10 protein-coding genes are annotated in these 12,286 nt (G+C 60.0%); 3 read left to right on the top strand and 7 right to left on the bottom strand.

Annotation, left to right across the window (positions count from 1 at the left end):
• Nucleotides 1–161: 161 nt before the first annotated feature.
• The 7 genes from ACSQ36_RS02935 to recA form a co-directional block, all read right to left on the bottom strand.
• On the bottom strand, nucleotides 162–671 hold the full coding sequence (locus ACSQ36_RS02935; RefSeq protein WP_213767645.1) for a pilin: 510 nt from the start codon (nucleotides 669–671) through the stop codon (nucleotides 162–164).
• Between the two features lie 236 nt (nucleotides 672–907).
• Nucleotides 908–1,618 carry a TerC family protein gene (locus ACSQ36_RS02930; protein WP_213767629.1) on the bottom strand — a complete coding sequence of 237 codons (711 nt, stop codon included), beginning with the start codon at nucleotides 1,616–1,618 and terminating at the stop codon, nucleotides 908–910.
• Between the two features lie 152 nt (nucleotides 1,619–1,770).
• On the bottom strand, nucleotides 1,771–2,652 hold the full coding sequence (gene sucD, locus ACSQ36_RS02925) for a succinate--CoA ligase subunit alpha (RefSeq protein WP_031359567.1): 882 nt from the start codon (nucleotides 2,650–2,652) through the stop codon (nucleotides 1,771–1,773).
• Nucleotides 2,653–2,789: 137 nt separating this feature from the next.
• Nucleotides 2,790–3,971 carry an ADP-forming succinate--CoA ligase subunit beta gene (gene sucC, locus ACSQ36_RS02920; RefSeq protein WP_346730616.1) on the bottom strand — a complete coding sequence of 394 codons (1,182 nt, stop codon included), beginning with the start codon at nucleotides 3,969–3,971 and terminating at the stop codon, nucleotides 2,790–2,792.
• A gap of 181 nt (nucleotides 3,972–4,152) precedes the next feature.
• Nucleotides 4,153–4,836 carry a DUF2889 domain-containing protein gene (locus ACSQ36_RS02915; protein ID WP_436180845.1) on the bottom strand — a complete coding sequence of 228 codons (684 nt, stop codon included), beginning with the start codon at nucleotides 4,834–4,836 and terminating at the stop codon, nucleotides 4,153–4,155.
• Between the two features lie 207 nt (nucleotides 4,837–5,043).
• Nucleotides 5,044–6,672, bottom strand: a complete 1,629-nt coding sequence (gene recX / locus ACSQ36_RS02910) for a recombination regulator RecX (protein ID WP_436180844.1) — start codon at nucleotides 6,670–6,672, stop codon at nucleotides 5,044–5,046.
• Nucleotides 6,673–6,689: 17 nt separating this feature from the next.
• On the bottom strand, nucleotides 6,690–7,766 hold the full coding sequence (recA, locus tag ACSQ36_RS02905; RefSeq protein ID WP_213767626.1) for a recombinase RecA: 1,077 nt from the start codon (nucleotides 7,764–7,766) through the stop codon (nucleotides 6,690–6,692).
• Nucleotides 7,767–7,993: 227 nt separating this feature from the next.
• Between recA and ACSQ36_RS02900 the strand changes: the two genes are divergently transcribed.
• From ACSQ36_RS02900 to ACSQ36_RS02890, 3 genes are all read left to right on the top strand, one after another.
• Complete coding sequence (locus tag ACSQ36_RS02900) at nucleotides 7,994–8,737, top strand: response regulator (protein WP_436180843.1); 744 nt, start codon at nucleotides 7,994–7,996, stop codon at nucleotides 8,735–8,737.
• A gap of 24 nt (nucleotides 8,738–8,761) precedes the next feature.
• Nucleotides 8,762–10,339 (top strand): sensor histidine kinase N-terminal domain-containing protein, encoded by a 1,578-nt coding sequence (locus tag ACSQ36_RS02895; protein ID WP_436180842.1) that lies wholly within the window; start codon nucleotides 8,762–8,764, stop codon nucleotides 10,337–10,339.
• Between the two features lie 227 nt (nucleotides 10,340–10,566).
• Nucleotides 10,567–12,225, top strand: a complete 1,659-nt coding sequence (locus ACSQ36_RS02890; protein ID WP_213767623.1) for an MFS transporter — start codon at nucleotides 10,567–10,569, stop codon at nucleotides 12,223–12,225.
• Nucleotides 12,226–12,286 lie beyond the last annotated feature (61 nt).

Below are 12,286 nucleotides of genomic sequence, written 5' to 3'. Positions count from 1 at the left end.
CCGAAATCACCGCCATTCCTGAAAATTCCGTGGTGGTTTAGGCGAAACATCGAGGCTGTCCGCAATCCGCGTGCTCGCTCACACGCGTCATGGCGACGATGCACCGCGATTACGGTTTCATGCGGACAGCCTTTCAGCTTCGCTCAGTGCCCTTCGACTCGCTACGTCCGGCATTCCGGCGGTGCGAGATTAGGCGGTAACGTGGGTGCTTCCGAGGGCGACGGACCCGCGCCCGGCGCCGGCAAGGAGGACGCCGTTTTCGTGGCGGCGAAACATTCCCACGTGATCGATCCGGCCTGAACCGAGCCCTTCGTCAGAACGGTACGTGCCGTTGGCGTTTCGGCGTTGTCCGGGGTTGACGGCACAAGCACGAGCGTATTCGATCCTGCCGGCGCCACACGCGTGGAAAACGCGATGGTGACTTGCCCATTGGTATCGTCGACGTGAATCGACTCCACGTTCCGGGTCCCCGGCGGCGACGAATATCCGCCACCCAGGTCAGAGCCGCTCGCGGCATTTTCCGCCACCGCCAACCGTGCCGACGATGCCAGGGACAAGCCCTCGCCCACCCGGCTGCGCGCCAGATAATCCTGATAAGCCGGAATGGCGTATGCCGCGACCACGCCGACAATCGCGAGCACGATCATCAACTCGATCAACGTGAAGCCCATCCCGAAACGCTTTATCTTGCCGCGCGTAATCAGCCTTCGAAACCACGCTTTGCGGCTACTCACGTCACTACCTGCTTCATCTACCCTGCACACCGCTGCTGTTATTGCTGCTGCCATCGCTGAACTCCCAAAAAGACGAAGCGCCTGGTTGCGTGATGCAATCCAGACGCTTCGATCTTATTGAGCGCTAGCCGGTCTCAACAGTCAGCCAGACGGCCAACGGTCGAACCCGAAAATCAATGCGCGGCTTTCGATTCCGCCGCGAGCACGCGCCGCCGAAAATACCAGCCGAAGGCCAGCACCAGAACTGCGCCCGCCACGTGCGCCGTGTACTCGGCGCCCAGCACGTTCAACGCCGGCCAGCGGTCGAAGAACGGGTCGTCGATCATCAATCCGCCCGCGATCCACCCGAGCAAACCCGCGCCGAGCGCAATCACGATCGGGAATTTGTCGAGCAGCTTCAGCACCAGCGTACTGCCCCACACAATCAGCGGAATGCTCACCAGCAAGCCGAAGATAACCAGCGCCAGCCGATGCTGCGGATCGGCAGCTTCGGCCGCGCCCGCCACGGCGATCACGTTGTCGAGACTCATCACGGCATCGGCCACGATGATTGTCTTGATGGCGGCCCAAAGCTGGTCGGTCGGCTTGATATTCGGGTCGCTGTGATCCGGCATCATCAGCTTCACGCCGATCCACAGCAACATCAGGCCGCCAGCGAACTTGAGGAACGGGATATCGAGCAGCAACACGGCAAACGAGATCAGCGCTACCCGCAGCACGATCGCCCCGAGCGTACCCAGCAGCACACCGCGCGTGCGTTGCTGCGGCGGCAAATTCCTGCAGGCGAGCGCAATGACGACGGCGTTGTCGCCGCCAAGGAGGATATCGATAACGATAATCTGTAGAACAGCGCCCCAATGGAGCGTGGCGAAGAATTCGAGCATGAAGGAACCGATGAACGACAGCGACAGAAAGTACGCGCAATAAAAAAGCGGGGAAGCCTTAGCTCCCCGCTTTTAGAACCGACGCTTTACGAAATGCTTACGTAAGCATACCGCAGCCCTGCGTTTTCTGTCGATCGGCCGTTCCTTAACCCTTACAGCATCGCCTTCAACAGACGCGCCATTTCCGACGGGTTCTTCGTGACGGTGATACCGCATGCTTCCATGATTTCCAGCTTGGCATCGGCCGTGTCCGCGCCGCCCGAAATCAGCGCGCCCGCGTGACCCATGCGCTTGCCCGCCGGAGCCGTGACGCCCGCGATGAAGCCAACCACCGGCTTCTTCATGTTGTCCTTGATCCAGTAAGCCGCGTTCGCTTCGTCCGGGCCACCGATCTCGCCGATCATGATCACGGCGTCCGTGTCGGGATCGTCGTTGAACATCTTCATGACGTCGATGTGCTTCAGACCGTTGATCGGATCGCCGCCAATACCCACTGCCGACGACTGGCCAAGGCCAATAGCCGTCAATTGACCGACTGCTTCGTACGTGAGCGTGCCCGAACGCGACACCACGCCGATACGGCCCTTACGGTGGATATGACCCGGCATGATGCCGATCTTCAGTTCGTCCGGCGTGATCGTGCCCGGGCAATTCGGTCCGAGCAGCAGCGTCTTGCGATTTTCGCGACGCATACGGTCCTTGATCTCGAGCATGTCGCGCACGGGAATGCCTTCCGTGATGCAAATGGCGAGATCCAGGTCAGCTTCGACCGCTTCCCAGATTGCAGCAGCGGCGCCAGCCGGCGGCACGTAGATCACCGAAACGGTTGCACCCGTTTCAGCCTTCGCTTCCGCGACGCTTGCGTAGATTGGGATGCCTTCGAAATCTTCGCCGGCGCGCTTCGGGTTCACGCCCGCCACGTACGCTTCACGGCCGTTCGCATACTCGCGGCAAGCGCGGGTGTGGAACTGGCCGGTCTTGCCGGTAATACCCTGGGTAATGACCTTGGTGTCTTTGTTGATCAGAATCGACATAGTGTGACCTCTGTTCGTCGACGTCGCCTTTCGCCTGCGCACCTTGTTTCAAGGCGCGGCGGGCGGGAAGGCGCCGCCTTTCGTATCTGGTGGAACGCTCGTAATCCGGTGTCTGGTTTAACAACCAACAGCCCGGATTACTTGCCCTCGGCGGCTGCGACAACCTTCTGCGCGGCTTCTTCCATGCTGTCGGCCGCGATGATCGGCAAGCCTGAATCCGCCAGCATCTTCTTGCCGAGATCTTCGTTCGTGCCCTTCATGCGCACGACCAGAGGCACCTTCAGCGACACGGCCTTCGACGCTTCGATCACGCCTTCCGCGATCACATCGCAGCGCATGATGCCGCCGAAGATATTCACGAGGATTGCCTTGAGGTTCGGGTTCTTCAACATGATCTTGAAGGCTTCCGTGACCTTCTCGGTTGTAGCACCACCGCCCACGTCGAGGAAGTTGGCCGGCTCGCCGCCGAACAGCTTGATCGTGTCCATGGTCGCCATTGCCAGACCGGCGCCGTTCACCAGGCAACCGATGTTGCCATCGAGCGAGATGTAGGCCAGATCGAACTTCGACGCTTCCACTTCAGCCGGATCTTCTTCGTCGATATCGCGATACGCGACGATGTCCGGGTGACGGAACAGCGCGTTGGCGTCGAAGTTGAACTTGGCGTCCAGTGCAATCACCTTGCCGTCGCCAGTGACGATCAGCGGGTTGATTTCCGCCAGCGATGCGTCCGTTTCCCAGAATGCCTTGTACAGGCCTTGCAGGATCGTGCGAGCTTGCGGGATCGAGCCTTCCGGAATGCCGATCTTGCGCGAGAGGTCGTCGGCGTCTTTGTCGAGCAGACCCGTCGACGGCTCGACGGCGAACTTGTGCAGCAGTTCCGGCGTCTTTTCCGCGACTTCTTCAATGTCCATGCCGCCTTCGCTCGATGCCATCACCACGACTTTTTGCGTGATACGGTCGAGCACGAGGCCGATGTACAGTTCCTTCTTGATGTCCGCGCCTTCTTCGATCAGCAGGCGGTTCACCTTTTGGCCTTCAGGGCCGGTCTGGTGCGTGACGAGCTGCATGCCGAGGATCTGGTTCGAATATTCGCGAACCTGTTCCAGGGTTTTTGCAACCTTCACGCCGCCGCCCTTACCGCGACCGCCAGCGTGAATCTGAGCCTTGACGACCCATACCGGGCCGCCCAGCTCTTCAGCGGCCTTGACCGCATCGTCCACCGAGAACACGGGCTTGCCGCGCGGGACCGCGACGCCGAACTTCCGCAGGATTTCCTTTCCCTGGTACTCGTGAATCTTCATGCGTGATTCCTTCAGTCTGAGAGTTGGATTGAACTTCGATTACGTGGATTAAGGGGTTGCTTGGAATGCTTGAATTACGTTGAGCGTTGCTTCCGGCGTCAAAAGTATCCGCGTCCGGAGTCATGCTGATGTTTCCTGGTCGGCCAGTTCTGGGAACCCGCTCTTGCTAATTTCGATTAGTTTCGACTAATTCCGATTAATTTCGCTGAGCCGGCTCCACTTCGCTTCCGGCCTTTTTGGAGTTGTCCTGATCCACTATCCGGTCTGCCGCGCCACGGGGCGCGTGGCCGAACCAGCGCGGATAATATTGCTGAACGGCTTCACCGTCGAAACGCAACGCGTTGCAACGGCCAAGCTGGAATGGGGGTTTGTCGGTTTCTGCTGCTTTGTTTGCTGCTGTGCTTGCTGAACTATCCGATGCTTTGCCGGGCGCGCCGCCTTTTTCGGTATTCCACACTTCGCCGGCGAATGCCTGGATGGCGGCTGTGGGCAACACGGCGCAAAGTTCAGTGATGTGCGTGCAACCGGTCGTTCCGGCCAGCAAACGGCTGGATTCCCGACGGAAATTTTGCACAAGATTGAGGCCGATGAGCGCGCGGTAAGCGGGGTTCGATGCGGCGCACAGCCCAGCATACGGAGACCACTCGGAAGCCGCTTCGGCGTCGACGATAGTGAACGTGCGGTCGATAGTGATGCGCAGCCAGAGTTCATGGATCGGCAGGCCTTGAGGCCGGACGCCCGACGCGAGTTTGACGTCGCGCGGCTTTTCATCGGTTAGACAGGCTTCGATATCCCACAAGCCATCTTCACGCTCAAACGCTTCCAATCGAATCGCGCGGCGATGGCGCAACTGTCGGGAAACGGGCGGAGAAAGCGGCATGTGCAGAGGAAGGCCGGAATGGGAAAACGCCGAAATTTTACCATACTGGGCATTTTCAGCCGGAGCGAGTTGCCGCGGGAAGCTTGAGGGGAAATGCACGGGCTTATGCGGCGGTTTGTTTCGGGTTTGTTTCGATACGACCGCGGGCGGTGGGGGATTTCGCTCAGCGCCGGGGTTGGGGTCGTAGCGCCAAAATAACGCCGGCGCCTATTCGTCGATAAATTCGTCGTCGCCCGCTTTCAGCACTTTCACGATCGTCCCGCCGTTGAATCCCCGCGTGGCGAGAAAGCGCGCTTGTTTCGCACGTTCGGCCGGCGTCGTCGGCGGTTCGCCGAATTTCTTGCTCCAGACCTCGCGAGCACGAGTGAGTTCGGTTTTCTTCAACTCGGCGCCAGCGTCCTGAATCAACGTTTCGTCGATACCGTTGCGCTTCAGTTCATGAACGATCCGGCTCGTGCCAAGACGAGTGCCCCGCCGATGAACAACGCTCTCCACAAATCGCTCATTCGACAACCACCCTTCCCCTGTAAGCGCGTCGAGCAAGGTATCGAGGGAATCGCCTTCGCCGAGATGCGGCGTCAGCTTGCGCGACAATTCAGTGCGGCTATGTTCACGGCGCGATAAATAACCCAGCGCACGACCGCGTAACGATAATTGCGGCCCCTTTCGCTTGAAATCGCCCGTTGCCGATGACTTTCCGCGTCCGGTAGAGCCGCGCGAATAAACCGGTTCGGCGTTTTGGCTTTCGCTAACTGCATCCGCTGCCGATGGCACGCACTGTTCGAAGGACTCGAATGGATCGGCTACGTCGATGCCTGTTTCTCGCTCGACGCCCGGAGAAATAACCGGGGGTTTCGATTGCGATTTCCGGGCAGCTTTTGCCGGAGCGGCCTGTGATTGAACAACTGACTGTGTCTGCTCCAGGACCGCCCGAGCGCGCTTTAAGCGTTCCTCGGCATCGACCGCGTCCAATCCAGTTGCCGAATCAGGCTGCGCGGGTTCAAATTGTTGCTGGTCGACTTGCGGCGCAACCGCAATATCGGCGATTTTGGCGCTGTTCTCATCAGCGAGTTTTGCCGACTTCGGCGAATTACGACGACTGGTTTGTCGATCGGTGGACCGTTCGAAAACATCCACGCCGTCAACAGGCTGAGGCGAAGATTTGCCACGCGTAGTCGAACCGGCTGCTTTGCGCCCCGACAACCCGCCACGTCCAAATTTGTTGCGATCACTCGATCGCTCGTATTCAGCCGGGGCCTCTGCCGACGCACTCTTCAAAGATGACCGCGCCGACACCCCACCACCACCGAACGATCCACGCTTCGGATACGCACGATCACTCGACCGTTCGAACACCGGCTCGCTGTCCTGCTGTGTGGTTTCACCCGCTTCCTGCAGACTCGCGGCGATCGCCTCAGCCTTGCTGCTGCCAGACGACAAGCTTGAGCCTCCCGGCCGTCCAAAGCTGCTTTTCCTGGCGAAGCTACTGTTACCGCTACTGCTACTCCCAGCACTCTTGCCGCTGGAAAACCCGCCACCCTTATTAAACCCACCGCTTCCGCTCTTCTCGCCGGAAACTCCACCACCCTTCGAGAAGCTGTTTCCAAACGAACGACGCGCCGGAGCAGATCCCTCCACACCGACGCGTTCGCCTGCTGCTGCGCGGTATCGATCGCTGCTTCGTTCGTAGCGGTCGACTCCTTCCTCGGCGCTGAGACTTTCGTCTTCGTCGCTTATGGACTTCGAGCCATCCGGATCTTCCTTTACGTCCTGCTCCGCGTCACGATTTGAATCGCGACCGGTCTTCGATCCGAACCGGCTCTTGCTGCGCATCATCTTTTACCGCCTAAAACTCATTCTTCTTCATCCGCCACTTCGGCAACACCCGGAGCGATTGCGTCGGCCATTGCATTGACGCCCAGCGACTCGCGAATTCGATTTTCGATTTCACGCGCCATTTCAGGATTCTCACGCAGGAATTCGCGTGCGTTGTCCTTACCCTGGCCAATCCGTTCGCCGTTATAGCTGTACCAGGCACCCGCTTTATCAACCAGCTTGGCTTGCACGCCCAAGTCGATGATTTCGCCCTGACGCGAAATACCTTCGCCATAGAGGATGTCGAAGATGGCTTCGCGGAACGGCGGCGCAACCTTGTTCTTCACCACCTTCACGCGGGTTTCGTTGCCGATCACTTCGTCATTCTTCTTGATCGAACCGATACGGCGAATATCCAGGCGCACCGACGCGTAGAACTTCAGCGCGTTACCACCCGTGGTGGTTTCCGGATTACCGAACATCACGCCAATCTTCATGCGGATCTGGTTGATGAAAATCACCAGGCAGTTCGTACGCTTGATCGTGCCGGTCAGCTTGCGCAGCGCCTGCGACATCAAACGTGCTTGCAAACCAGGCAGCGAATCGCCCATTTCGCCTTCGATTTCAGCCTTCGGCACCAGCGCCGCAACCGAGTCGATCACGATCATGTCGATGGAACCCGAACGCACGAGCGCGTCGCAGATTTCCAGCGCTTGTTCGCCCGTGTCCGGCTGCGAGATCAGCAGGTCCGACGGACTCACGCCAAGCTTTTGCGCGTAACCGATGTCGAGCGCGTGTTCCGCGTCAATAAACGCTGCCGTGCCACCGACCTTCTGCATCTCCGCAATCACTTGCAGCGCCAGCGTGGTCTTGCCCGACGATTCCGGACCGTAGATTTCCACCACGCGTCCACGCGGCAAACCGCCGACGCCCAATGCAATATCCAGTCCGAGCGAACCGGTCGAGACCACTTGAATGTCTTCAATGGCTTCGCCAGCGCCGAGCCGCATGATCGACCCCTTGCCGAATTGCTTCTCGATCTGCGCGAGCGCGACGGCCAGCGCCTTGCTCTTCTCCGCAGACATCCCGCCCGGGCCTTTCTTGCTATCTTCCATGAATCGTCCTTTGCTATGATGAACGGCGTCTGGCGCATGCCCTTGGGAGTTTTTCCCCTGCTGGGCGCACTGCTGCAGACACTGTATAAAAAAACAGGTGTTTTTGCAAGTCCGATCGGAGCGCGTAGTTTCAGCGCCACGTTCGGCCCATGCGGGACACCACTACACCTGGAGACCGCCGCGCCGGGCGAATTGCGGTGCCGGCAATGCTTTTTGCGCACACTACGATGCGAATCCTCATTGCCGAAGACGACAGCATACTCGCGGACGGTCTCATTCGATCACTCCGCCAATCGGGCTATGCCGTGGACCACGTGCGGCACGGCGTGGAAGCCGACACCGCGCTTTCGCTCCAGACTTTCGACCTTTTGATCCTTGATCTGGGCCTGCCGATGATGTCCGGCCTGGAGGTCCTGAGACGCCTCAGAGCACGCAATTCCCAGATGCCCGTGCTCATCCTGACGGCCGCCGACAGTGTCGATGAACGCGTCAAGGGCCTCGACCTCGGCGCCGACGACTACATGGCCAAACCGTTCGCGCTGAACGAACTCGAAGCCCGCGTGCGCGCCCTTACCCGCCGAGGCGCGGGCGGCGGACCCACCGTCGTCAAGCATGGCGCGCTCGCATTCGATCAGGTGGGGCGCATTGCGTCTATCAACGACCAGGTGATCGAGTTATCGGCACGCGAACTCGGCGTGCTTGAGGTCCTGTTGCAACGGGTTGGCCGGCTGGTCTCGAAGGAACAACTCGTCAACCACCTTTGCGAGTGGGGCGAGGAAGTCAGCAACAACGCGATCGAAGTCTATGTCCATCGGCTAAGAAAAAAAATCGAGCCCGGCGGCGCGCGGATCATAACCGTTCGCGGGTTAGGCTATAGCCTTGAAAAAGCCGTTGCCGCGGTGGCCGCTTCTGTACCTTCTGCCCCGGCAAATACCGACGAGCCTGCCTCGCCCAGCCCGCAGTACAAGTAGCAAGTAACCACGAGTAATCACGCCATGGGCTCGCCAGCATCCCCCGAGCGCGCCGCTCCGGCGTTGCGCGAGCTGTCACCCCTTTCGCCCGATTTGCCCGAAGCCGACCCCGACGCTTCTCGCGACGCGCGTTACGCGAACCCGTTCGCGCCGCCCGACGAGCTCGAGCCCGACGGCGAACCCGCGCCGCGTTCTCTGTTCGGCGAAATTCTGGACTGGATGCTCGCGCCACTGCTGCTCTTGTGGCCCATGAGTATTGCGGTCACGTATCTGGTTGCCAAGTCGATTGCCAACGGGCCGTTCGACCGCGCGCTTGAGACGGATGCCTACGTGCTCGCGCGGCAGATCGCGCCGGTGAATGGCGTCGCGGAATTGCGGCTGCCGAACGCCACGCGGGACTTCCTGCGCGCGGATAACGTGGACAGCGTGTTTTTCCAGGTCCTGGGGACGCGCGGTGAACTGGTGGGCGGCGACGCCGATATGCCCTTGCCTCACGACGATGACCGGCCGCAGCCCGGCATCGTGGAATTTCGTGACGACGTGCTGCGCGGCAACGACATCCGCGTCGCTTATACGACGGTGGAGGCACCGACGCTCGCTCATCCGGTGCTGGTCCAGGTGGCCGAGACGCTCGATAAACGCAGCCAGTTGGCCAACGACATCATCAAGGGCGTGATCCTGCCGCAGTTCGTGATCTTGCCGCTCGCTATCGTGCTGGTCTGGTTCGGGTTGTCGCGCGGACTCGCGCCGCTGCATGCGCTGCAAGCGAATATTCGCGCCCGGCGTCCCGATGATCTCTCACCGCTAGAAGCCAGCCGCGCGCCGCCGGAAATCGCGCCGTTGGTGGCGTCGTTCAACGACCTGCTCAACCGCCTCGAGCAGAACATGCAGTTGCAGAAGCGGTTCATAGCCGATGCCGCGCATCAGATGAAAACACCGCTCGCCGGCTTGAGGACGCAGGCAGAGCTGGCGTTGCGGCAGGATGTATCGGCAGAAGTGCAGCGTTCGCTTGAACAGATAGCGACGAGTTCCGAGCACGCCGCGCGGCTGGTGACACAACTGCTCGCGCTGGCTCGGGCGGAGAACCGGATGTCGGGGCAGATTTTTTCGCGCGTGGAGTTGACCGATCTCGCGCGGCTCGCCGTGCGCGACTGGGTGCAGGCGGCGTTGGCCAAGCGGATGGATATTGGTTATGAGGAGCCGCCGCATCCGGTCGAGGTTGAAGGCAACGCGGTGATGTTGCGCGAAATGCTGTCGAATCTTATCGATAACGCCATTCGCTATACCCCGCCCGGAGGGCGAATCACGGTCCGCGTGCGCACCGACGAGTCCGACACGCGGCACGTCTTTCTCGAAGTGGAGGACACGGGGTTGGGCATTCCTGAAGCGGAACGCACGCGTGTGGTTGAGAGGTTCTATCGCATTCTTGGCCGTGAAGGCGATGGCAGCGGACTCGGTCTTGCCATCGTCCGGGAGATCGCGACAATGCACGGCGGCACGCTCGATATTGACGATCACGTGTACAGCGAAGCGCCGCAGCAAGCCGGAACGCTTGTCCGAGTGGGCTTAAAGCGGGTTTATCCTGCCCGGGACAAACCCTGATCACAGCTCTCTCGGTATTTTTGCATGATCCAATTTAGACCGATGTTATATAATTTATTGAGGTAGAAGAACGCATATTTGAAGACGTTAGATCAATAACAAGATAACGACGCGTCTTAACGCCCACCCGCTCCGCGTCAGAACGCCGTAAGTTTTCCCTCCAATAATCGTTGCACGGCGCTGCTATCCGCGGATGCCATTCAAAGATCAATACAGGAGACGACTTCATGGCAACGGTCGAGGGGCGCATTTCCCACGCACCGATGACGAGCGAAGAACGGCGCGTGATTTTCGCGTCATCGCTAGGCACGGTGTTCGAGTGGTATGACTTTTATCTGGCGGGCTCGCTTGCTATCTATATAAGCCGGACGTTCTTCTCCGGCGTCAATCCGACGGCCGGTTTCATCTTCACCTTGCTCGGCTTTGCGGCGGGTTTTGCCGTGCGGCCGTTCGGCGCGATTGTGTTCGGGCGTCTCGGCGATATGGTCGGGCGCAAGTACACCTTCCTCGTGACCATTGTGATCATGGGTCTTTCCACGTTCGTGGTCGGGCTGTTGCCTGGATACGGCACGATTGGGATAGCCGCGCCTGTGCTCTTCATCGCGATGCGGCTGCTGCAAGGGCTCGCGCTCGGCGGGGAATACGGGGGCGCGGCGACTTACGTGGCCGAACATGCGCCAGCCAACAAGCGCGGCGCGTGGACGGCGTGGATCCAGACCACGGCGACGCTTGGGCTTTTCATCTCGCTGATCGTGATCTTGCTTGTACGGAGTTCCGTCGGTGAGGAAACGTTTGGTGCGTGGGGCTGGCGTGTACCGTTCCTGGTGTCGATCCTGCTGCTCGCTGTGTCCGTGTGGATTCGGTTGAAACTGCACGAATCGCCGGTGTTCGAGCGCATCAAGGCAGAAGGCAAGACGTCGAAAGCGCCGCTGACCGAAGCGTTCACCCAGTGGAAGAACCTGAAGATCGTGCTGCTCGCGCTGTTCGGGCTGACGATGGGACAGGCCGTGGTTTGGTACACGGGCCAGTTCTACACGCTGTTTTTCCTGACGCAGACGCTCAAGGTTGATGGCACCAGCGCCAACATCATGGTGGCGGTGGCGTTGTTGATCGGCACGCCGTTCTTCCTGTTCTTCGGGTCGCTGTCGGACAAGATCGGGCGCAAGCCGATCATCATGGCCGGCTGCCTGCTTGCCGCGCTGACGTACTTTCCGCTCTTTCACGCGCTGGCTCATTACACGAATCCGACGCTCGAAGCCGCGACGGCCAAGGCGCCGATCAGCGTGATAGCCAACCCGGATGAGTGTTCGTTCCAGTTCAACCCGGTGGGGACATCGAAGTTCACGACCTCCTGCGATATTGCCAAGGGTGCGTTGTCGAAGGCCGGTTTGAACTACGAGAACGTGGCCGCGCCGGCCGGGACGATCGCGCAGATCAAGGTGGGCGACACCGTGGTGGATACGTTTGACGGCAAGGCCGCCGATGCGAAGGCCCAGGGCGCGGCGTTCGACAAGACGCTGGCGGGCACGTTGAAGTCGGCGGGTTATCCGGCGAAGGCTGACCCGGCGCTGATCAACTGGCCGATGGCGATTGTCGTCCTGACCATCATGATGATCTACGTGACGATGGTGTATGGGCCTATCGCCGCGATGCTGGTTGAGATGTTCCCGGCGCGGATCCGGTATACGTCGATGTCGCTGCCTTATCACATCGGCAATGGTTGGTTCGGCGGGTTCCTGCCGGCGACGGCGTTCGCTATCGTGGCCGCGAAGGGGAATATTTTCTCGGGGCTGTGGTATCCGATTGTGATCGCGTTGGCCGCGTTCGTGATCGGGATGCTGTTTGTTAAGGAGACAAGGGGGACGGCGGTTTATGACTCGGATTGAGGGGCCGCCCGCTGGATCATTTTGTCTCTAGGAATGAGCCTGGAAGGGGTTGACAGGTTTC

The organism is Caballeronia sp. LjRoot34, assembly GCF_964253815.1.
In the GTDB taxonomy this organism is placed as follows: Bacteria; Pseudomonadota; Gammaproteobacteria; order Burkholderiales; family Burkholderiaceae; genus Caballeronia.
Note: the sequence above shows the minus strand (reverse complement) of the source record. Positions and strands in the feature narration are given on the sequence as shown.

Bases quoted from the DNA above. Each gene is read 5' to 3' on its own strand.
- ACSQ36_RS02930 (WP_213767629.1), bottom strand. From the start codon at position 1,618: ATGCTCGAATTCTTCGCCACGCTCCATTGGGGCGCTGTTCTACAGATT.
- ACSQ36_RS02890 (WP_213767623.1), top strand. From the start codon at position 10,567: ATGGCAACGGTCGAGGGGCGCATTTCCCACGCACCGATGACGAGCGAA.
- ACSQ36_RS02900 (WP_436180843.1), top strand. From the start codon at position 7,994: ATGCGAATCCTCATTGCCGAAGACGACAGCATACTCGCGGACGGTCTC.
- ACSQ36_RS02915 (WP_436180845.1), bottom strand. From the start codon at position 4,836: ATGCCGCTTTCTCCGCCCGTTTCCCGACAGTTGCGCCATCGCCGCGCG.
- ACSQ36_RS02895 (WP_436180842.1), top strand. From the start codon at position 8,762: ATGGGCTCGCCAGCATCCCCCGAGCGCGCCGCTCCGGCGTTGCGCGAG.
- sucD (WP_031359567.1), bottom strand. From the start codon at position 2,652: ATGTCGATTCTGATCAACAAAGACACCAAGGTCATTACCCAGGGTATT.
- ACSQ36_RS02935 (WP_213767645.1), bottom strand. From the start codon at position 671: ATGGGCTTCACGTTGATCGAGTTGATGATCGTGCTCGCGATTGTCGGC.
- recX (WP_436180844.1), bottom strand. From the start codon at position 6,672: ATGATGCGCAGCAAGAGCCGGTTCGGATCGAAGACCGGTCGCGATTCA.
- recA (WP_213767626.1), bottom strand. From the start codon at position 7,766: ATGGAAGATAGCAAGAAAGGCCCGGGCGGGATGTCTGCGGAGAAGAGC.